This is a genomic window from Spiroplasma ixodetis, assembly GCF_040369795.1.
GTDB classification, from domain to species: Bacteria; Bacillota_I; Bacilli_A; order Mycoplasmatales; family VBWQ01; genus Spiroplasma_E; species Spiroplasma_E ixodetis_B.
The window spans coordinates 1,078,114-1,099,655 of sequence record NZ_AP028955.1; the positions used below are offsets into that span (position 1 = coordinate 1,078,114).

The 21,542-nt window shown below is 23.9% G+C and carries 27 protein-coding genes and 3 pseudogenes; 17 read left to right on the forward strand and 13 right to left on the reverse strand.

From position 1 onward, the window contains the following. Both rnc and plsX read right to left on the reverse strand, forming a co-directional pair. Positions 1-720 (reverse strand): ribonuclease III, encoded by a 720-nt coding sequence (gene rnc / locus ABWV63_RS07595; RefSeq protein WP_353305852.1) that lies wholly within the window; start codon positions 718-720, stop codon positions 1-3. 34 nt (positions 721-754) lie between these two features. Then, positions 755-1,777, reverse strand: a complete 1,023-nt coding sequence (gene plsX, locus ABWV63_RS07600) for a phosphate acyltransferase PlsX (protein ID WP_353305853.1) — start codon at positions 1,775-1,777, stop codon at positions 755-757. A 664-nt stretch (positions 1,778-2,441) separates the two neighbouring features. Between plsX and ABWV63_RS07605 the strand changes: the two genes are divergently transcribed. The 11 genes and pseudogenes from ABWV63_RS07605 (at position 2,442) to ABWV63_RS07655 (ending at position 9,307) form a co-directional block, all read left to right on the forward strand. Next, on the forward strand, positions 2,442-2,825 hold the full coding sequence (locus tag ABWV63_RS07605) for an IS630 transposase-related protein (protein WP_353305854.1): 384 nt from the start codon (positions 2,442-2,444) through the stop codon (positions 2,823-2,825). Positions 2,826-2,995: 170 nt separating this feature from the next. Further along, positions 2,996-3,181 (forward strand): transposase, encoded by a 186-nt coding sequence (locus ABWV63_RS07610; protein ID WP_353305855.1) that lies wholly within the window; start codon positions 2,996-2,998, stop codon positions 3,179-3,181. 95 nt (positions 3,182-3,276) lie between these two features. After that, positions 3,277-3,429 (forward strand): hypothetical protein, encoded by a 153-nt coding sequence (locus tag ABWV63_RS07615; RefSeq protein WP_353305856.1) that lies wholly within the window; start codon positions 3,277-3,279, stop codon positions 3,427-3,429. A 293-nt stretch (positions 3,430-3,722) separates the two neighbouring features. After that, complete coding sequence (locus ABWV63_RS07620) at positions 3,723-3,956, forward strand: hypothetical protein (protein WP_353305857.1); 234 nt, start codon at positions 3,723-3,725, stop codon at positions 3,954-3,956. A gap of 425 nt (positions 3,957-4,381) precedes the next feature. Next, positions 4,382-4,696 (forward strand): hypothetical protein, encoded by a 315-nt coding sequence (locus ABWV63_RS07625; protein WP_353305858.1) that lies wholly within the window; start codon positions 4,382-4,384, stop codon positions 4,694-4,696. 426 nt (positions 4,697-5,122) lie between these two features. Then, positions 5,123-5,329 carry a hypothetical protein gene (locus ABWV63_RS07630; RefSeq protein ID WP_353305859.1) on the forward strand — a complete coding sequence of 69 codons (207 nt, stop codon included), beginning with the start codon at positions 5,123-5,125 and terminating at the stop codon, positions 5,327-5,329. 113 nt (positions 5,330-5,442) lie between these two features. Then, positions 5,443-5,736: an IS3 family transposase gene (locus ABWV63_RS07635; protein ID WP_353305860.1), complete on the forward strand. Its 294-nt coding sequence runs from the start codon at positions 5,443-5,445 to the stop codon at positions 5,734-5,736. A gap of 277 nt (positions 5,737-6,013) precedes the next feature. Continuing rightward, positions 6,014-6,301 carry a transposase gene (locus ABWV63_RS07640; protein ID WP_353305861.1) on the forward strand — a complete coding sequence of 96 codons (288 nt, stop codon included), beginning with the start codon at positions 6,014-6,016 and terminating at the stop codon, positions 6,299-6,301. Between the two features lie 444 nt (positions 6,302-6,745). Then, positions 6,746-7,171: a Holliday junction resolvase RuvX gene (gene ruvX / locus ABWV63_RS07645; RefSeq protein ID WP_353305862.1), complete on the forward strand. Its 426-nt coding sequence runs from the start codon at positions 6,746-6,748 to the stop codon at positions 7,169-7,171. Positions 7,172-7,187: 16 nt separating this feature from the next. Continuing rightward, positions 7,188-7,807, forward strand: a pseudogene (gene udk / locus ABWV63_RS07650) (uridine kinase). 261 nt (positions 7,808-8,068) lie between these two features. Then, the gene (locus tag ABWV63_RS07655; protein WP_353305863.1) at positions 8,069-9,307 is read left to right on the forward strand and encodes an IS256 family transposase; all 1,239 of its coding nucleotides are present in this window, start codon (positions 8,069-8,071) and stop codon (positions 9,305-9,307) included. A gap of 208 nt (positions 9,308-9,515) precedes the next feature. On the opposite strand, the gene ABWV63_RS07660 is transcribed toward ABWV63_RS07655, so the two are convergent. From ABWV63_RS07660 to ABWV63_RS07675, 4 genes are all read right to left on the reverse strand, one after another. Beyond that, a complete protein-coding gene (locus tag ABWV63_RS07660; RefSeq protein WP_353305864.1) occupies positions 9,516-9,719 on the reverse strand; it encodes a transposase in 204 nt (67 codons plus the stop codon). Further along, positions 9,700-9,894 carry a hypothetical protein gene (locus ABWV63_RS07665; protein ID WP_353305865.1) on the reverse strand — a complete coding sequence of 65 codons (195 nt, stop codon included), beginning with the start codon at positions 9,892-9,894 and terminating at the stop codon, positions 9,700-9,702. Before ABWV63_RS07665 ends, ABWV63_RS07660 begins: the two co-directional genes overlap by 20 nt. 89 nt (positions 9,895-9,983) lie before the next feature. Next, positions 9,984-10,286: a transposase gene (locus tag ABWV63_RS07670; protein WP_353305866.1), complete on the reverse strand. Its 303-nt coding sequence runs from the start codon at positions 10,284-10,286 to the stop codon at positions 9,984-9,986. Between the two features lie 57 nt (positions 10,287-10,343). Then, complete coding sequence (locus ABWV63_RS07675; RefSeq protein ID WP_353305867.1) at positions 10,344-11,024, reverse strand: transposase; 681 nt, start codon at positions 11,022-11,024, stop codon at positions 10,344-10,346. Between the two features lie 331 nt (positions 11,025-11,355). On the opposite strand from ABWV63_RS07675, the gene ABWV63_RS07680 reads away from it, so the two are divergent. Continuing rightward, positions 11,356-11,805, forward strand: coding sequence for a transposase family protein (locus ABWV63_RS07680; protein WP_353305868.1), 450 nt, complete (start codon positions 11,356-11,358; stop codon positions 11,803-11,805). Here ABWV63_RS07680 and ABWV63_RS07685 read toward each other — a convergent pair. Beyond that, positions 11,802-12,886 (reverse strand): IS3 family transposase gene (locus ABWV63_RS07685; RefSeq protein ID WP_353307216.1). Its coding sequence is split into 2 segments (ribosomal slippage): positions 11,802-12,685 and positions 12,685-12,886, totalling 1,086 coding nucleotides; the frame shifts between segments, so codons are not numbered across the junction. The genes ABWV63_RS07680 and ABWV63_RS07685 overlap by 4 nt on opposite strands. Before the next feature lie 426 nt (positions 12,887-13,312). On the opposite strand from ABWV63_RS07685, the gene ABWV63_RS07690 reads away from it, so the two are divergent. Further along, a complete protein-coding gene (locus tag ABWV63_RS07690) occupies positions 13,313-14,674 on the forward strand; it encodes a Sapep family Mn(2+)-dependent dipeptidase (protein ID WP_353305869.1) in 1,362 nt (453 codons plus the stop codon). A gap of 52 nt (positions 14,675-14,726) precedes the next feature. On the opposite strand, the gene ABWV63_RS07695 is transcribed toward ABWV63_RS07690, so the two are convergent. The 3 genes from ABWV63_RS07695 to ABWV63_RS07705 all read right to left on the reverse strand — a co-directional run bounded on the left by ABWV63_RS07695 (position 14,727) and on the right by ABWV63_RS07705 (position 16,895). After that, positions 14,727-15,887 (reverse strand): hypothetical protein, encoded by a 1,161-nt coding sequence (locus tag ABWV63_RS07695; protein ID WP_353305870.1) that lies wholly within the window; start codon positions 15,885-15,887, stop codon positions 14,727-14,729. 185 nt (positions 15,888-16,072) lie between these two features. After that, positions 16,073-16,465 (reverse strand): transposase, encoded by a 393-nt coding sequence (locus tag ABWV63_RS07700; protein WP_353305871.1) that lies wholly within the window; start codon positions 16,463-16,465, stop codon positions 16,073-16,075. Next, positions 16,455-16,895, reverse strand: a complete 441-nt coding sequence (locus tag ABWV63_RS07705; RefSeq protein ID WP_353305872.1) for a hypothetical protein — start codon at positions 16,893-16,895, stop codon at positions 16,455-16,457. The genes ABWV63_RS07700 and ABWV63_RS07705 overlap by 11 nt, the downstream gene beginning before the upstream one ends. Positions 16,896-17,082: 187 nt before the next feature. Here ABWV63_RS07705 and mnmA point away from each other — a divergent pair, with 187 nt between their 5' ends. After that, positions 17,083-18,198, forward strand: a complete 1,116-nt coding sequence (gene mnmA, locus ABWV63_RS07710; RefSeq protein ID WP_353305873.1) for a tRNA 2-thiouridine(34) synthase MnmA — start codon at positions 17,083-17,085, stop codon at positions 18,196-18,198. Positions 18,199-18,292: 94 nt separating this feature from the next. On the opposite strand, the pseudogene ABWV63_RS07715 reads toward mnmA, so the two are convergent. Next, positions 18,293-18,716, reverse strand: a pseudogene (locus tag ABWV63_RS07715) (IS3 family transposase); the annotation flags it as partial. A gap of 180 nt (positions 18,717-18,896) precedes the next feature. On the opposite strand from ABWV63_RS07715, the pseudogene ABWV63_RS07720 reads away from it, so the two are divergent. The 3 genes and pseudogenes from ABWV63_RS07720 (at position 18,897) to ABWV63_RS07730 (ending at position 20,208) form a co-directional block, all read left to right on the forward strand. Continuing rightward, positions 18,897-19,610: pseudogene (locus tag ABWV63_RS07720) on the forward strand (transposase). Between the two features lie 43 nt (positions 19,611-19,653). Beyond that, positions 19,654-20,034 (forward strand): transposase, encoded by a 381-nt coding sequence (locus tag ABWV63_RS07725; RefSeq protein WP_353305874.1) that lies wholly within the window; start codon positions 19,654-19,656, stop codon positions 20,032-20,034. A gap of 42 nt (positions 20,035-20,076) precedes the next feature. Continuing rightward, positions 20,077-20,208 carry a hypothetical protein gene (locus tag ABWV63_RS07730; protein WP_255495882.1) on the forward strand — a complete coding sequence of 44 codons (132 nt, stop codon included), beginning with the start codon at positions 20,077-20,079 and terminating at the stop codon, positions 20,206-20,208. Here the strand turns inward: ABWV63_RS07730 and ABWV63_RS07735 are convergent. Together ABWV63_RS07735 and ABWV63_RS07740 are read right to left on the reverse strand one after the other, a co-directional pair. Continuing rightward, positions 20,200-20,367 (reverse strand): transposase, encoded by a 168-nt coding sequence (locus ABWV63_RS07735; protein WP_353305875.1) that lies wholly within the window; start codon positions 20,365-20,367, stop codon positions 20,200-20,202. The genes ABWV63_RS07730 and ABWV63_RS07735 overlap by 9 nt on opposite strands. A gap of 198 nt (positions 20,368-20,565) precedes the next feature. Next, positions 20,566-21,204, reverse strand: coding sequence for a transposase (locus ABWV63_RS07740; protein ID WP_353305876.1), 639 nt, complete (start codon positions 21,202-21,204; stop codon positions 20,566-20,568). Between the last annotated feature and the right edge of the window lie 338 nt (positions 21,205-21,542).

A 21,542-nucleotide genomic window follows, 5' to 3' on the forward strand; every position in this document is an offset into this window, starting at 1 on the left:
TTATCCCTTCTTATGATCACTTATTAATAAATTAGATTTTGACAGTTTTGCTAAAGCTGACTTTGCTGCTTCTTGCTCAGCTTTCTTTTTATTTGTTCCTACTCCTTTCCCCATTAGTATTTTATTATCTAAATACACATGAACAATAAAATAAGTAATATTATCTTTTTTAATTTGTTCCATATTTTTATAATTAATAGGATCTCTTTTTTCTGCCTGTACTAATTCTTGTAATTTAGTTTTATAATCAATAATTGTTTCTAACTGATTAGTTTTAATTAATTCAAATAAAGTTAAATCTAAGATTTTTTTAACGGCACTATTTCCTAAATCAAGATATACTGCAGCAAGAAATGATTCAAAAACATCTGATAAAATACTTTCGCGTTGTTGCCCACCTGTATTTTTTTCACCATTTCCCAAAAATAAATAATCTTGTAATCCTAGAGTAATTGCCACTGCTGCCAATGTTTCTTGTCTAACTGCTTTACTACGTAAACTTGTTAATTGTCCCTCATCTTTATTTGGAAATAAGTGCCAAATGTAAGTTGAAATATTTTCCCCTAAAATCGAATCACCCAAAAATTCTAATCGCTCATATGAATAATCTAAATTATGTTCGTTTGAAAAAGAACGATGAGTAAACGCTTCACGATAATTACGATTAGATTTAATTTTTTCTAAAATACTCGATTTTAAAATATGTTCAATATTAATCATATTTTTCTCCTTAATACTTATTTATAAATTATAATTATTGAATTTGTTTAACTATTTTATTAGTAACATCTTGCTCAATAGCACGAATTAAAAGTTTTAAAGTACTATAATAAGATTTTTTATCACTAGATCCATGTGCTTTAAAAGCGATGCCATTAATACCTATTAATTGAGCACCACCTGTATTCTTATAATCAAAATTCTTTTTAATATTTTTAAAAATACCAATTGACATTAAACCTAAAAATTTAGTTCATAAATTTTTTTTATAACTATTTTTAATTAATGTAAATAATAATGATGCCATGCCTTCAACTGATTTTAAAACAATATTACCTGAATAACCATCACAAATAATAATATCAACATCACCACTTAAAACATTTCGTGGTTCAATATTACCGTGAAAATTTAAAAAACTTAACTTTTCATTTTTTTGTGTTAATTGTTTTAGTTTAGCATATGTTGCTTTAGTTACTTCTGGACCTTTGCTTTCTTCAATACCAATATTTAATAAACCAATTTTAGGACGTGAAATATTTTGAATAGTTTGACAATAAATATGACCCATTAATGCAAAATTAATTAATTCATCAACAGTGTTTTCGATATTTGCTCCAACATCCAATAATACTACTTGTCGATCTTTTATTAAAGTAGGCATAATTGGCATGAATGCCGGACGTTTAATGCCTTTGATTTCGCCTAATAAAAAATGACAAGCACCAAGATAGGCAGCAGTTGAACCCGAAGTTAGAACCCCATCTGCTTTTTTATTTTTAACTAACTGAATGGCTTGATTCATAGAAGAATCAGTCATTCTAATACCAGCGAGTGGACCATCATTCATAGTTATTACTTGGGTTGTTGCTAGTATTGTTATTCTTGATGATAATGACTTATTTTTTAATAAAATCTGCAAGTTTCCATTAATTTGTTTTTCATCACCAACTAAACAAATTTCAACGTTTTTGAATTCTTTAATAACTTCTAACACTGCAGCAATAGTGGGCAAACTACCATAGTCTGAACCCATTACATCAAAAGCAATTTTCATAGTTCCTCCTAAAAACAAAAAATAATTTAAGAAACCTTAAATAATATTATATTATTGATAGTTTAATTATACGTTAATTTTTTTAATTCCTTAAGATTAACAATCCAACTAATACTGCATTTATTTATTTTAAATATGAATATTTCATTATTTGCTAGTAAAAAGTTAAAAAACAATTTATCTCTAATTATTTTGATATTGATTTTCTAAATAATTGTTTTTATTTACACCAGTTTTTTTAAAAGACCAAAAATTTTTTATTTATTTTATTAAAAAAAACTTTAAAAGCAAAAAACTAATATAAATATAAAAATATCTTATCATAATTTTACTAAAATCAAAAATAATCAAAGAATTAAAAAAATATTAAAACATTATTAATTTTATTATTATTCATAAAAAATAAAAATAAAGTTAATTAAAAATAATTTTTATTGTATTTTATTTTAAAAACTTTAGAATTTAGTTACTTCTGATTATATAGCTAACTAAAGTAATGTTTACTCATAAATAATGTAAAATAATAATATGTAATTTAAACAGTTTTGGAATTTAAAAGTACAATTCAGCAATATTTAAAATAGATTAGGAAGATTAAATTATGCCAAAACCATACAGTTAATACTTACGAAGAAAAGTAATAGAAGCCTATGAAAGTAAAAACATGAAAATTAAAGAAATTTGTAAAGTGTTCAATATTACTAGAAAGACTTTATTCTTATGAAGAAAAAGAAAAAAAGAAACTGGGCATATAAAACCAATTTTGAATTATCAAAAAGGACATAGCCACAAAATAAAGGATTTAGATGAATTAAAAAATTATTTAGCGCAAAATAAAGATGTTACAGTTCAAAAAGTAATTGAAAAATTTGATGATATGACTAAAGAAACAGTTTATAACTATTTCAAAAAACTAAATTATACATATAAAAAAACTTTTTTATATGAACAAAAAGATAAAAATAAAAAAGAATATTTTTTAAAAAAAATAGCTAAAATAATGAATGAAGATTTAGCTATATATTGATGAATCTGGAATTGATGATAATGAATTTTATAAATATGGTTGATCTGAAAAAGGTAAAAGATTATTTGATAATAAACCCGCATATAAAATAAAAAGAATGAGTATAATTGGTTGAGGCTTTTTAAAAATCTGTGCATCTTTTTACAAAGTTACTAGTTTAGATTAATTCTATCTTCAAATTTTATCATAAAATGAGCAATTGCTGTATTTCAATTTTGAATGGGCATTGCAACAGTAAAATTTTTGAATCATATGTAAAAAATATACTAATTCCAGTATTAAAGCTTGGACAAATTATAGTTTTAGATAATGCAACGTTTCATAAATCTAAATTAACACAACAATTAATTGAAAATGTTGGATGCAAACTATTATAGACATATTCCGTAAATAAATTTTTTAAAAGTCAATTAATAATTTAAAATTTATTTTATAATTTCTTTATTAATAAATTAATAAGGTGTTGATAAAAATGAATTTTGAAAATTTAAAAAAATTAAAAAATGAACAATTTTATAGATATTTTGGTATAAAACGTTTTCATTTTGATGAAATGTTAACAAAATTAATTGAAATAGAAAATTTAAAAAAAACTAAAGACAGAAAATATAAACTTTCAGTTTAAGAAAGATTGATGATGACTTTAGTATACCGAAAAGAATATTATACTTTTTCCCAAATGAGTATTAAATATAAAATGAGTGCATCAATTTGTTTTCGAAATATTACTTGAGTATAAAATAAACTTAGTGATGACAAAGATTATCAGTTTTTAAAAACAAAATATAAATCAAAAATTGAGAAAAAACAAGAAGATTTAAATGAATTTCAATTTTATTTAATTGATTCAACTGAAATTGAAATTGAAATACCAACTAAAAAAAACTACAGTTATAATATTTTTCTGGTAAAAGTTGAATGTTTTCTATAAAATTTCAAATTATATATGACTTTTTTAATAAAAAAAATGTTGATATTTTTGCTGATAATGGAAAAGTACATGATTTTCAAATATTAAAAAATTCAAATCTTGAATTTTCAGAAAAAACAATAATTATTGGTGATTTGGGATATCAAGGAATACAAAATATTTATAAAAATACTATATTACCAATTAAAAAAACTAAAAATAAAAAATTAACTAAACAATAAAAAATCTACAATAAAATTATTTCAAAAATTAGAATTAAAGTTGAACATGTTTTTGCTTGATTAAAAAGATTCAAAATTTTAATAAATAAATGTAGAAAAAGTATATTTAGACTTATGTACTTAAGATTTAACTTACTTTGTGAAATTTTTAATAAAACAAAACCATTAAAATAAAAAAATATTAACTTCTATAATTATTAACACTAAAAAATTTATAAATATTATTATTGACAATTGATTAAATTTATTTACGGAATATGTCTTATTTCTTCCACCATATTCTCCTAATTTAAATCCAATTGAACATTTTTGATTTGCTATAAAACATAATATAAGAAAAATATTACCAAATTATTGACCAAATATTAAAAAAGCGATTGATTTTTTTTCAAGATATGAGTAAACATTACTTTAGTTAGCTATATATGCAAAAAATTATTGATAATCCTACTTCGTCTATCAATATTTCAATAAATGTCAAAATTAAAAAAACATTACCTAATTTATTGTTAGGATTACTACTAGTTTATATTGCATTTACTGGCAAAAATGCACAAAGAATAATTTCTACATATATTTTTGATGAGCAAGAATATACATCAGAAGATTATTTTTATAGAATATTTCAAAATAAACAAAACTATTTCACAACATTCATTGATAATATTTTAATGACATTTTTTACCTCAGCAATTGCTGATTGATCAAGAAATACAATTTTAAATATAATCCAAAGTTAAAAAAGTAATCCAATAAATGATTTTAAAATTAAAAAAATTACTATTGAACCATTTAAAAAATATAAACATGAATTTTTAACCCTTTTATATGAAGAAAATTAAGTAAAATTAAAAAATAATATGTCACGAATAAAACGTATTAATAATTTAATAAAAAAAACTTAATAATATTCCAAAACCTACAGATTTTGAATATCATCCAAATTTTAAAAAAGAAATTGAAAAAATTAGTGACTTTAATTGTTTAAAGAAGACTATTAATAATAGTATAATAAAAGATGGATGGGTTACACTTTATTGGACACTAATTACGTAGACAAGTGAACAAATTAGTTAAAAGAAAATAATTATAATTATGGCCAATATTAACTCATATTCAGATGAATTTAAAAAAAAATAGTAGCTTTATATCAAAGTGGTAAGTCGGTGTCTTGTCTTGCTAAAGAGTACAATGTTACAAGAGCAACTACTTATAATTGAATTAAGCAATTTACTAATTCAGGCAGTTTTAAAACCAAAGATAACCGTTCTGTTGAAGAAAATGAATTAATTAAATTAAGAAAGGAATTAAAACAGTTAAGAATGGAAAATGATATTTTAAAGCAAGCAGCACTAATAATAGGCAGAAAATAGAAATTATTACTAAAAATAAAGTTAAATATAAAATTCGTAGAGGTTTTTTAAAAATCTCTAAATCAACATATTATTTTAATTTCAAGAAAAAAGAAGATAAAATTCAAAATAATATGTATGATGAAGATGTTATTAGTGCTTTTAAAAAAAATAAAGAAACTTATGGAACAAGAAGATTAAAAGTTGTTCTAAAAGAAAAGAAAATTAATTTATCAAGACGAAAAATTAAAAAAATTATGAATAAACATAATTTAATATCAAAATACACTAAATTATCATACAAAAATTATCATAATAAAGTCAATGATAGTCAAATTACTAATCTTGTTAATAGAGACTTTAATAATAGGCTTAAAAATGAAGTTATTGTTAGTGATTTAACTTATGTTCAAGTTAATGGTAAATAAAACTATATTTGCTTATTAATCGACCTGTACAATCGCGAAATTATTGGACATAGTGTAGGTACTAAAAAAGATGCGTCATTAGTATATCAAACATTTATGTGCTCAAATCGTTGTTTAAAAAATATTCAAATATTTCATAGCGATCGCGGTAATTAATTTAATAATAAAAATATTGATAAACTTTTATTAGCCTTCAATATTACCCGCTCTTTAAGCAAAAAAGGTTGCCATTCCATTATTAAAAAAAGAAGATGAGAAAAACCTTTTATGATTTGCATTGAAACACATTTCTACTGGGTGTTGTCTATTTACGGATTCTTGGAAGGGATATGGAAGTTTCAAAAACTTCTATCACAAACATGAAATCGTAAATCATGAAGTTGGGTATGTGTCATCAACAGGTGTAAACACAAACCAGATTGAATCTGCATGAAAACACATCCGACGAACTTTCCTAACACACATAAAAGTTTCAAAACACAATATTCATTTATATGCAAAAGAAGTTGCATATAAATTCAATAAGATACCTAGTTTTGAAACTATAATTTTGTGTTTGATTTAGATACATGTGGGGATAATTTCCTAGATAGGCTTTTATCTCCATTTATGTGATAAAATTTAAAAATAGTACATAAAGGGATAAAAGCCTATTTTTTTTTAAAAAATATTTATACTAATTTATGGATATTGTTAAAAAAAAGAAAAAAATAATCCAAAATTTAACATTAGGAAAGAGAAACTTTTTATTATGGATAAAGATAAGGAAATTGAAAAGTTAAGAAAACAAGATGCAGAAAATAAAAAACAATTTGAAGAAGAAAGATTAAAAAAAGAATTGAAGAAGCTGAAAAAGAAAGAAAAATAATTGCAGAAGAAAAAAACAATATAAAAAAGATAAAAATTTATAGACATAATACATTTTTATCATACTTACAATATAAAAAATATTTTTTTATAAAATTAATATATTATTAAAATTAAAAAAAATATTAAGTATAATAAATTTATGAAATATTTAGGCATTGATTTAGGTAGTAAAACATTAGGGCTTGCTCGTGGTGAAGGAAAAATTGCTTTTTCTTGAAAAACTATTCGTTTCCCAGAGCATGATTTTAATAATGCTATTATCCAACTCCAAAATGCTATTAAAGAATATGATGCTGATATTCTTGTTTTTGGTTACCCTTTAAACATGGATAGCACAGTCGGCACCAGCACAAAAATTGTTTTAAATTTTATTGATAAATTTAAATTAATACAAAATAATCATAAACTAAATATTGTTTTACAAGATGAAAGAAGAACTACCTATTCTTCGCAGCAAATATTAATTAAATCTAATGTTTCTTCAAATAAAAGAAAACAAGTTAAAGATCAATTGGCTGCTGCTATTATTTTACAATCATACTTTGATAAAATAACTCAATCTTAAATTTTAGGAGATAAATGTGAAATATAAAAAAATTAATTTAATCGCTATCGCTGGTGGCAGTGCTTCAGGAAAAACAACAGTAGCAGAAAAAATTGCTGAAGCTTATAATAAAAAAAATGTCATTTTTGTACAAATGGATAATTATTATCATGACCTTAGTAATTTAAAATTTGAAGAAAGAAAAAAACTAATTTTGATCACCCTAATGCTATTGATATGAAATTATTAATTCATGATTTAGAACAATTATTACTCGGCAATGCTATTGAAGAGCCTATTTATGATTTTAAAATCAATAGTCGCAGTAAAAACACTGAGATTATTGGTCCGGGTGATGTTATCATTCTGGATGGTATTTTTGTTTTAGAAAATCCTATTATTCGTGAATTATCTACTATCAAAATTTTTGTTGATACTGATAGTGATACTAGACTACTAAGAAGAATTAAACGAGATGTTAGTTTTAGAAATCGTACTCTTGACAGTGTTTTACAACAATATGCATTAACCGTTAAACCTATGCATGATGCTTTTGTTGAGCCAACTAAACGTTATGCTGATATTATTATTCCTTTTGATTTTCATAATACTGTAGCTATTGATATTATTACTACTAAACTTAAAGCAATTATTTAATAATCGCTTTAATTTTTAATTTTTAGAATAACAATAAAATGCATATTTAAGATTCATTTTTAAATTTTTTTTTATTGTTTTTTATAAGTTAACAAAGAAGATTATCAACTTAAATAATCAATTTTGTCTTCATTTAGATTTATGAAACGTTGCATTATCTAAAACTAGGTAATGTTTAGTAATCTGTGTAAATTACAAAAATAACTATGTTTAATTAATTCTAGTAAATAAAATTAAATAACTAGAAAGAGTGAGTTACGTATGTCTAAAAAACAAAATATTAATAATAATGACCCAATATCAAAAGTAGTAGATTTATTATTAGAAAATACTGAAGATTTAACAACGGTTTTTAAAGAGGGAGGTTTATATAAAGAATTAACAAAAAGATTAGTTGGAAAAATGTTGAATTCTGAAATGCAAAATTATTTAGGATATGAAAAAAATCAACATAATAATAGTGATAATGCTCGCAATGGTATAAATTCAAAAAAATTAATAACCCAACAAGGTAAAATTGAGATTAATGTACCACGAGATCGTAATAGTAATTTTGATCCAGTAATAGTTGCAAAAAGACAAAGAAGATTTGATGGTTTTGATCAACAAGTTCTTTCATTATATGCCAAAGGCATGACTTTATCAGATATTAGAATGCAGTTACAAGAGTTATATCATGGCGCTGATATTAGTGAAAGTGTTATTAGCCAAATTACTGATGATGTTATTGATGATGTTAAAGCATGACAAAATCGGCCATTAGAAAGTGTTTATCCGATTGTTTATTTTGATTGTATAGTAGTTAAAGTACGACAAGATAAACGCATTATTAACAAATCAGTTTATATAGCACTAGGAGTTGATTTAGAAGGTAAAAAAGATGTTTTAGGTTTATTAATTAGTGAAAATGAAGGTTCTAAGTTTTGATTATCTAATTTCACAGAAATGAAAAATCGAGGCTTAAATGATATTCTTATTGCTTGTAGTGACAATTTAACAGAAATGTCAGAAGCAATACAATTAGTTTATCCTAAAACCGAACATCAATTATGCATAGTTCATCAAATTAGAAATAGTTTAAAATATGTTTCATACAAACATAGAAAATCACTAGTTACAGATTTAAAACCAATTTATAGTGCATGTGGCGAAGAACAAGCAATGCAAGCTTTAGAATCTTTTGAAAGTAAATGAAATAAACAATATCCTCAAATTGCTAAATCATGATATAAAAATTGAGATAATTTAATGGTTTTTATTAGTTATCATGCAGAAATCAAAAGAGTTATTTATACAACAAATGCTATTGAATCTGTTAATATTCAATTACGAAAAGTTATTAGAAATAAAAAAGTTTTTACAAATGATATGGCAGTTTTTAAAATATTTTACTTAGTAATTGAAAATATAACAAAAAAATGAACAATGCCCATTCAAAATTGAAATACAGCAATTGCTCATTTTATGATAAAATTTGAAGATAGAATTAATCTAAACTAGTAACTTTGTAAAAAGATACACAGATTTTTAAAAATCATCATATTTTTTTAAAAATTTAAATTTTTATCAAGTTAATATAAAAATAATATTAACAATTTTTGTGTTTGAAATATAAATTTATTTTTAAAGTATTTTTTTAAAAATATTAACTTCTATAATTATTAACACTAAAAAAATTATAAATATTATTATTGACAATTGATTAAATTTATTTACGGAATATGTCTAATGAAAGAACTTGTTGATCAAAACCACCAAATCTTCTTTGTCTTTTTGCAACTATTACTGGCTCAAAATTACTATTACGATCTCGTGGTACATTAATCTCAATTTTACCTTGTTGGGTTATTAATTTTTTTGAATTTATACCATTGCGAGCATTATCACTAGTATTATTTTGATTTTTTTTCATATCCTAAATAATTTTGCATTTCAGAATTCAACATTTTTTCAACTAATCTTTTTGTTAATTCTTTATATAAACCTACCTCTTTAAAAACTATTGTTAAATCTTCAGTATTTTCTAATAATAAATCTACTGCTTTTGATATTGGAACATTATTATTAATATTTTGTTTTTTAGACATACGTAACTAACTCTTTCTAGTTATTTAATTTTATTTACTAGAATTAATTAAACATAGTTATTTTTGTAAGTTAAACAGATTACTAAACATTACCGCTCAAAATTACTATTAATATCTCGTGGTACATTAATCTCAATTTTACCTTGTTGAGTTATTAATTTTTTTGAATTTATACCATTGCGAGCATTTTCACTAGTATTATGTTGATTTTTTTCATATCCTAAATAATTGTGCATTTCAGAATTCAACATTTTTTCAACTAATCTTTTTGTTAATTCTTTATATAAACCTCCCTCTTTAAATACGGTTTTTAAATCTTCAGTATTTTCTAATAATAAATCTACTGCTTTTGATATTGGATAATTATTATTAATATTTTGTTTTTTAGACATAAGTAACTCACTCTTTCTAGTTATTTAATTTTATTTACTATAATTAATTAAACATAGTTATTTTTGTAAGTTACACAGATTACTAAACATTACCATTAATTGTTGTGTTAATTTAGATTTATGAAACGTCGCATTATCTAAAACTATAATTTGTCCACGCTTTAATACTGGGATTAGTATATTTTTTACATATGATTCAAAAATTTTACTGTTGCAATGTCCTTCAAATGCTCATAGGGCTTTTAATTTACCTTTATTTAGCGAACGAATTATACTCATTATTTTTATTTTATATGCGGTTTTATTATCAAATAATATTTTACCTTTTTCAGATCAACCATATTTATAAAATTCATTATCATCAATTCCAGATTCATCAATATATACTAAATCTTCATTCATTATTTTAGATATTTCTTTTAAAAAATATTCTTGTTTATTTTTATATCTTTGTTCATATAAAAAAGTTTTTTTATATGTATAATTTAGTTTTTTGAAATAGTTATAAACTGTTTCTTTAGTCATATCATGAAATTTTTCAATTACTTTTTTAACTGTAACATCTTTATTTTGCACTAAATAATTTTTTAATTCATCTAAATCCTTTATTTTTTGGCTATGTCCTTTTTGATAATTCAAAATTGGTTTTATATGCCCAGTTTCTTTTTTTCTTTTTCTTCATAAGAATAAAGTCTTTCTAGTAATATTGAACACTTTACAAATTTCTTTAATTTTCATGTTTTTACTTTCATAGGCTTCTATTACTTTTCTTCGTAAGTCTTAACTGTATGGTTTTGGCATAATTTAATCTTCCTAATCTATTTTAAATATTGCTGAATTGTACTTTTAAATTCAAAAACTGTTTAAATTACATATTATTATTTTACATTATTTATGAGTAAAAATTACTTTAGTTAGTTATACCTAATTTTAAACATGAAGTAAATACTAACTATTCTTATTTTATAGAAAAGGCATATTCCGTAAATAAATTTTTTAAAAGTCAATTAATAATTTAAAATTTATTTTATAATTTATTTATTAATAAATTAATAAGGTGTTGATAAAAATGAATTTTGAAAATTTAAAAAAATTAAAAAATGAACAATTTTATAGATATTTTGGTATAAAACGTTTTCATTTTGATGAAATGTTAACAAAATTAATTGAAATAGAAAATTTAAAAAAAACTAAAGGTAGAAAATATAAACTTTCAGTTGAAGAAAGATTGATGATGACTTTAGTATACTGAAAAGAATATTATACTTTTTTCCAAATGAGTATTAAATATAAAATGAGTGCATCAAGTTGTTTTCGAAATATTACTTGAGTAGAAAATAAACTTAGTGATGACAAAGATTATCAGTTTTTAAAAACAAAATATAAATCAAAAATTGAGAAAAAACAAGAAGATTTAAATGAATTTCAATTTTATTTAATTGATTCAACTGAAATTGAAATTGAAAGACCAACTAAAAAAAACTACAGTTATAATATTTGGAATGGCAACCTTTTTTAGGACTGTTTTTTGGTAGACATTTGTGCTTGGTTTTTTATGGGGGTTAAGTAGTTTAGAGTGCTGTGGATTCTTATGTTGTTGTATCAATTGATATAATCAAATAATTCTAATTTTAATTGGATTAATGATGTAAAATTTTTATCATTAATAAACTCTGTTTTGAAAGTTTTGAAAGTTGCTTCAGCAACATCGTTATCATAAGGACAACCTTTTTTGCTTAAAGAGTGGGTAATATTGAAGGCTAATAAAAGTTTATCAATAGTTTTATTATTAAATTCATTACCGCGATCGCTATGAAATATTTGAATATTTTTTAAACAACGATTTGAGCACATAAATGCTTGATATACTAATGATGCATCTTTTTTATTACCTACACTATGTCCAATAATTTCGCGATTGTACAGGTCGATTAATAAGCAAATATAGTTTCATTTACCATTAACTTGAACATAAGTTAAATCACTAACAATAACTTCATTTTTAAGCCTGTTATTAAAGTCTCTATTAACAAGATTAGTAATTTGACTATCATTGACTTTATTATGATAATTTTTGTATGATAATTTAGTGTATTTTGATATTAAATTATGTTTATTCATAATTTTTTTAATTTTTCGTCTTGATAAATTAATTTTCTTTTCTTTTAGAACAACTTTTAATCTTCTTGTTCCATAAGTTTCTTTATTTTCTTTAAAAGCGCTAATAACAGCTTCATCATACATATTATTTTGAATTTTATCTTCTTTTTTCTTGAAATTAAAATAATATGTTGATTTAGAGATTTTTAAAAAACGACACATTGTACGAATTTTATATTTAACTTTATTTTTAGTAATAATTTCTATTTTCTGCCTATTATTAGTGCTGCTTGCTTTAAAATATCATTTTCCATTCTTAATTGTTTTAATTCTTTTCTTAATTTAATTAATTCATTTTCTTCAACAGAACGGTTATCTTTGGTTTTAAAACTGCCTGAATTAGTAAATTGCTTAATTCAATTATAAGCAGCTGCTCTTGTAACAGTGTACTCTTTAGCAAGACAAGACACTGACTTACCACTTTGATATAAAGCTACTATTTGTTTTTTAAATTAATCTTAATATGAGTTAATATTGGCCATAATTATAATTCCTTTCTTTTAACTAATTTGTTCACTTGTCTACGCAATTAGTGCCCAATAAAGTGTAACCCATCCAGCAATAATAATTACTAATAGCAATAACATTAATAATAACAATCAAAAAAATAGTATTTTATCAACAAATGAAATTTAAATCCAAAAATTAATACAAGGTTTATTACTAAAAAAGGGAATAAAATTTAACAAAAGTGATAACATTCTAGAGCAGCCACTGATTAGTAAATTAATCAAAAATAAACAAATAAAAATAAAAAATAATCATTTATCTTGCACAAATAGTTCCTGATTATTGTTAAATGATTTAATAGTTGATATTATAACTAATACTACTATTTAAATTTATATATCAAGGAGTGAATAAATATGAAATTCAATGAAAAATTGTTAAAAGAAAAATATTTTCCGCAAGCGCTAACAAAAATAAAAGAAATTGTTAAAATTCAATCATATGCTCAACCACCCGCAACAACAGCACCTTATGGGCCTGGTGTTAAAAAAGTATTAGATTATGCTATTAATTTAGTGCAAGAATTAGGTTTTAAAACTTATCGTGACAAAAACAATAAATATGGATATTTAGAATATGGTGATGGTAAAGAAATATTTGCCATATTAGGCCATCTTGATGTTGTACCACCAGGTAATTTAGAAGAATGAAAAATTCCACCTTTTTCGCCAGAAATTATTAATGATATTTTATATGGACGAGGTGTATTAGATGATAAAGGTCCAACAATTATTATTCTATACTGTTTAAAATATTTAAAAGATCATGGTTATCAACCAAATCGTCGAATTAGAGTTATCTTTGGTTTAACTGAAGAAACAACATGAGATTCAATTAACACATATATGAAGCAAGAAGGTACTCCAACTTTTGGTTTTACTCCTGATGGTATGTTTCCGCTAGTATATGCTGAAAAAGGAATTATTAACTTAGATATTATTGGTACAGGTCATAAATCCATTGTTATTAATGCAGGTGATGTTTACAATGTCACTTGTTCTACTAGTAATATTAATGGTGTTGATATTGAATCATTTGTTAAAATTGGGAAAAATAAGAACTATCGAATTGAAAATAATAATCAACAAATTACCATTCATGGTAAACCAGCACATGGGTCACGACCAGATGAAGGAATTAATGCAGGATTAAGAAGTTTATTAATTTTAAATGAACTTAAAGTTGAACATAATCTAATTAAATTTGTTGGTGATATTTTACAAGAAGATACTGCTTTAACAAAATATTTTGGTGATTTAGATGATGAATCTGGAAGTTTTACTATTAATGTTGGCATTGTTGAAATTAATAGCAAAAATTCAAAATTAGGATGTAATATCCGTATTCCAGTTAAAACTGATTTACAAGAAATTTTAAATAGATTAACAAAAATATTAAAACCTTATAATTTAACAATAAAACAACAACATTATGATAAACCATTATATATGCCACAAGAATCAACAATTGTTATTAAATTAATGGAAATTTATCAAGAAGTTACTGGTGATAAAAAAGCAAAACCAATTGCAATTGGTGGTGGAACTTATGGTAGAGCAATGCCAAATTGTGTAGCATTTGGTGCAATATTTGATCACACTAACTCAACTGAACATCAATATAATGAATGTATTAAAGTTGACAAATTATGAAAATCAATGTTAATTTATGTACGTGCTATTAGTACACTGGGAAGTTTAGAAATTGGTAAATTATAAAAAAAGTTAGAATAGTTTATTCTGACTTTTTTTATTTTCATTCAAATAAATTTTATGCAATTGAAGGATTTCTAGAACAACCACCAAATGCAGGACCATTAATACTATTAATAACACTCACCAATTCATCATTAAAGTTATTAGTTAATTGTCGTTCATCACTACTATTAATACTCATATAATTACTATTAGTTACTATTTCCTCTAATTCATTATTTGGAGTAGACTTAAAAAATTTCTGTCATTGTTTTTTAGCATATTTATTTAATACTTTATTACCAATAGTATCATTGATAATTAAACCAAACATAATAGCAAACATTGGAACTTGAAAAAATGTAGATTCAAATTCTGGTAATCTATCAGCAGTATACATAACAGCTGCAGTTTTAATTGCATTATCTATTATAGTCGCTATTACCATTGCTGTTAAATAACCACCACTTTTTAAAAGACTCATACATTTTGATTGTTGAGAAAATAATGATTCTAACTCATTATTTTCATTAATATTATTATTTAAACAATTAAAATATCTTTTGAAAGCAAACCACATATATGTTTTTGTTAAATATTCTATACCCTTATCTATTAAGATAGAAGTATAACATAAAACTTCTGCTCGTATAATTGTTGATAAAATATTTGGTCCATAAATAATTTTACTTCAATATTCAGCTAAACTAGTTAAAGAACCAACTGAATACATACTAGAAGCCGTGATCATAAAATGATTAGAAATTCAATATCCAACTTTTGCTATTAGCATTTTTCCAAAGATAGTTGTTTTTGAAAGACATGAATAACCTTCTTCAAAACCAATTTCAGAATATAAAGATAAAAGTGGACTCATGTCTTGATCAGCAGTTCTATTAAATACTGTTCTTCCTTCTTGTCAAATTTTTTCTGCTCCCCATTTTCATAAATTCATTGCTTGTGTACTAATTACCAATTGTACTGGAGTTACTCCAAAATCAACTAAATTATTTAAAGGATTTACTTTATTTCAATCAAATGATCCAACACTAGTAACTGTTACCTGAAATACTCGTTGTACAGTTTTCAAACCAACTGCCGCTGTTAATAAACCAGCTGTTCCAATTATTTTTTTAGTATCTGATCATATTAAACTACTTCAACTATTATTAATAGTATTTGCTTCTATATTACTATCTATATCATTATTTATTAATAACTCTTCTTCTTGTGGCATTTTTTTCTCTTCTCTCTATTTCTTTATTAAAACATAAAAAACACATTAGTAACAAACTTTACAAAAGTGGTTATAAACCATATTTTGTTAAATTGCTTTGGTTTTTATCCCTTTATGTACTATTTTTAAATTTTATCAAATAAATGGAGATAAAAGCCTATCTAGGAAATTATCCTCACATGTATCTAAATCAAACACAAAATTATAGTTTCAAAACTAGGTATCTTATTGAATTTATATGCAGCTTCTTTTGCATATAAATGAATATTGTGTTTTGAAACTTTTATGTGTGTTCGGAAAGTTCGTCGGATGTGTTTTCATGCAGATTCAATCTGGTTTGTGTTTACACATGTTGATGACACATACCCAACTTCATGATTTACGATTTCATGTTTGTGATAGAAGTTTTTGAAACTTCCATATCCCTTCCAAGAATCCGTAAATAGACAACACCCATTAGAAATGTGTTTCAATGCAAATCATAAAAGGTTTTTCTCATTTGCTTTTTTCAATACTTTCACAATTAGTTTGTTGCTGTTTTTCTCATAAACTCCAACAATCAAGGTTTTATTCAACAAGGATCTTCCTTGTTTTTTTAAAACCTACATGTGAAAGATACATTTCATCCATCTGTGCTGTGCCATCATCAATGAACCCTGCATCTGGATTCCAAATTCTAATTCTGATTTCATGACCCATTCTTCAAGCTGTTTTATATGCCACGCCCAATTCCCTTGCAACATCTGTTGATGGTATACCATGCTTTGTGTTTATTCATCTAAAGATGAGATAAAAACAAGATGTCAAAGGTGTTTGTGACTTGTGAAAAACGGTGTCATGAAGAATACTAAATGTTTGATGACATTTCAAACATCTTATTCTTCTCAAATCAGAAACATTCAAACTAGAAGAAGCACACCTGATACATTTCATTAATTTCAACTTCGCTATATATTTCAAACAATCGTTTTCATTTTGAAATATGCTATTGAATTCATTTCAATTCATTTTTTCCTCCACACTAGTAAATGCGGTGATAATTTCCATTGCTTTTATGTTTTTTAACATTATTATAAAGGATTATCACTTAATAATCAATATGTAAATTCAATAATTTAAAAATATTTATTTGGGTATTTATTATATATTTGTTACAATTATTAAGCATTTATGAAAAGTACTAAGGAGTAATAAAATGACAGAAAAAAAACGCATTGTTGTTGGTATGAGTGGTGGAGTTGATTCATCAGTAACAGCAGCACTTTTACAAGCAGAAGGGCATGAAGTTATTGGTCTTTTTATGCGTAATTGAGATTCACTTTTAAATAATGATTTACAAGGTAACAATAATCAAGATATTTGTCCACAAGAACAAGATTATCTTGATGCTTTAACTGTTTGCCAAAAATTAAATATTAAATTAGAAAGAATTGATTTTGTTAAGGAATATTGAGATAATGTTTTTACTTATTTTCTTGAAGAATTTAAAAAAAGTCGTACTCCCAATCCCGATATTTTATGTAACAAATATATTAAATTCGATGCTTTTTTAAAATATGCACAAAAAAATTTACAACCAGATTATATTGCAACGGGGCACTATGCACGAATTAACTACAACCCAATTACTAAACAATATCAGTTATTAAAAGGAATTGACGATAATAAGGATCAAAGTTATTTTTTATGTCAATTAACACAAAAACAATTAAAATATAGTTTATTTCCTTTAGGTAATAAAACTAAAACTGAAGTTAGGGAATTAGCGAAAATATATAATTTACCAACAGCAACAAAAAAAGATTCTACTGGCATATGTTTTATTGGTAATCGTAATTTTCAAACATTTTTAACAAATTATTTACCAGCTAATCCGGGCAAAATTGTTGATATTAATACCAAAACTACTATTGGTAATCACAATGGTGTTTACTACTATACACTTGGTCAAAGAAAAGGTATTAATCTTTCAGGAATGAAAGTTCCGTATTTTGTTGTTGAAAAAGATGTTACTAATAATATCCTTTATGTTGCTAATGATAATGAAAATAAATGATTAATGAATAGCAATTGTACTGTTAAATCATTGAATTGAATTAATAATAGTACATTAAAAAACCCTTTAAAATGTAATGCAAAATTTCGCTATCGTCAATCTGATGTTGCTGTTATTATTAATTTTATTAATAATGATGAAATTAAGGTTGAATTTTCAGAAAAGATACGCGCTATTACGCCTGGTCAAACCGCTGTTTTTTATGATGGTGATATTTGTCTTGGTGGTGGAGTTATTGACCAAATATTTCGCTAATCAATTATTAAAAAAACTGATATAAATAATAAAATTTTAATTGCATATTTTTTTATAATTTTCAAGATTCAAAAATTTGGAATGGCAACCCTTTTTAGGACTGTTTTTTGGTAGATATTTGTGCTTGGTATTTTATGGTGGTTAAGTAGTTTAGAGTGCTGTGGATTCTTATGTTGTTGTATCAATTGATATAATCAAATAATTCTAATTTTAATTGGATTAATGATGTAAAATTTTTATCATTAATAAATTCTGTTTTGAAAGTTTTGAAAGTTGCTTTGGCAACAGCGTTATCATAAGGACAACCTTTTTTGCTTAAAGAGCGGGTAATATTGAAGACTAATAAAAGTTTATCAATAGTTTTATTATTAAATTCATTACCGCGATCGCTATGAAATATTTGAATATCTTTTAAACAACGATTTGAGCACATAAATGCTTGATATACTAATGATGCATCTTTTTTAGTACCGTACACTATGTCCAATAATTTCGCGATTGTACAGGTCGATTAATAGGTAATGTTTAGTAATCTGTGTAACTTACAAAAATAACTATGTTTAATTAATTCTAGTAAATAAATTAAATAAATAGAAAGAGTGATGGTAATGTTTAGTAATCTGTGTAACTTACAAAAATAACTATGTTTAATTAATTCTAGTAAATAAAATTAAATAAATAGAAAGAGTGAGTTACTTATGTCTAAAAAACAAAATATTAATAATAATGATCCAATATCAAAAGCAGTAGATTTATTACTAGAAAATACTGAAGATTTAACAACAGTTTTTAAAGAGGGAGGTTTATATAAAGAATTAACAAAAAGATTAGTTGAAAAAATGTTGAATTCTGAAATGCAAAATTATTTAGGATATGAAAAAAATCAACATAATACTAGCGAAAATGCTCGCAATGGTATAAGTTCAAAAAAATTAATAACTCAACAAAAATTGGGGACTTTCCTAAAAACTGTGTTTTTTAAATAAATTTTAGTGGTAAAATCACTAAGTTACACAGATTACTAAACATTACCTAAAATCCACGAGATCGTAATAGTAATTTTGAGCCAGTAAATAGTTGCAAAAAGACAAAGAAGATTTGGTGGTTTTGATCAACAAGTTCTTTCATTATATGCCAAAGGCATGACTTTATCAGATATTAGAATGCAGTTACAAGAGTTATATCATGTTGCTGATGTTAGTGAAAGTGTTATTAGTCAAATTACTGATGATGTTATTGATGATGTTAAAGCATGACAAAATCGGCGATTAGAAAGTGTTTATCCGATTGTTTATTTTGATTGTATAGTAGTTAAAGTACGACAAGATAAACGCATTATTAACAAATCAGTTTATATAGCACTAGGAGTTGATTTAGAAGGTAAAAAAAGATGTTTTAGGTTTATGAATTAGTGAAAATGAAGGTTCTAATTTTTGATTATCTAATTTCACAGAAATGAAAAATCGAGGCTTAAATGATATTCTTATTGCTTGTAGTGACAATTTAACAGGAATGTCAGAAGCAATACAATCAGTTGATCCTAAAACCGAACATCAATTATGCATAGTTCATCAAATTAGAAATAGTTTAAAATATGTTTCATACAAACATAGAAAATCACTAGTTACAGATTTAAAACCAATTTATAGTGCATGTAGTGAAGAACAAGCAATGCAAGCTTTAGAATCTTTTGAAAGTAAATGAAATAAACAATATCCTCAAATTACTAAATCATGATATAAAAATTGAGATAATTTAATGGTTTTTATTAGTTATCCTGCAGAAATCAAAAGAGTTATTTATACAACAAATGCTATTGAATCTGTTAATAGTTAATTACGAAAAGTTATTAGAAATAAAAAAGTTTTTCCAAATGATATGGCAGTTTTTAAAATATTTTACTTAGCAATTGAAAATATAACAAAAAAATGAACACTGCCCATTCAAAATTGAAATACAGCAATTGCTCATTTTATGATAAAATTTGAAGATAGAATTAATCTAAACTAGTAACTTTTTACAAAGCCTCTCTCGTGGTACATTAATCTCAATTTTTTTACCTTGTTGGGTTATTAATTTTTTTGAATTTATACCATTGCGAGCATTTTCGCTAGTATTATGTGGATTTTTTTCATATCCTAAATAATTTTGCATTTCAGAATTCAACATTTTTTCAACTAATCTTTTTGTTAATTCTTTATATAAACCTCCCTATTTAAAAACTGTTGTTAAATCTTCAGTATTTTCTAATAATAAATCTACTGCTTTTGATATTGGAACATTATTATTAATATTTTGTTTTTTAGACATACGTAACTCACTCTTTCTAGTTATTTAATTTTATTTACTAGAATTAATTAAACATAGTTATTTTTGTAAGTTACACAGATTACTAAACATTACCTCTAAAACTATAATTTGTCCACGCTTTAATACTGGAATTAGTATATTTTTTACATATGATTCAAAAATTTTACTGTTGCAATGTTCTTCAAATGCTCATAGGGCTTTTAATTTACCTTTATTTAGTGAACCAATTATACTCATTCTTTTTATTTTATATGCGGCTTTATTATCAAATAATCTTTTACCTTTTTCAGATCAACCATATTTATAAAATTCATTATAATCAATTCCAGATTCATCAATATATACTAAATCTTCATTCATTATTTTAGCTATTTCTTTTAAAAAATCTTCTTGTTTATTTTTATCTTTTTGTTCATATAAAAAAGTTTTTTTATATGTATAATTTAGTTTTTTGAAATAGTTATAAACTGTTTCTTTAGTCATATCACCAAATTTTTCAATTACTTTTTGAACTGTAACATCTTTATTTTGCGCTAAATAATTTTTTAATTCATCTAAATCCTTTATTTTGTGGCTATGTCCTTTTTGATAATTCAAAATTGGTTTTATATGCCCAGTTTCTTTTTTTCTTTTTCTTCATAAGAATAAAGTCTTTCTAGTAATATTGAACACTTTACAAATTTCTTTAATTTTCATGTTTTTACTTTCATAGGCTTCTATTACTTTTCTTCGTAAGTATTAACTGTATGGTTTTGGCATAATTTAATCTTCCTAATCTATTTTAAATATTGCTGAATTGTACTTTTAAATTCCAAAACTGTTTAAATTACATATTATTATTTTACATTATTTATGAGTAAATATTAATTTAGTTAGTTATACTATCAAATAAATAATTAAGTATTTCTAATTATTTTTATAACTTAAAATATCCTATTTAAATAAATTTTAAATAGGATAATAGTAATTTTTATAATTCTTTTTTTAATAAAATACTTAAATATTTAAGCCATTTTCTTTAATGTTTTTTATTA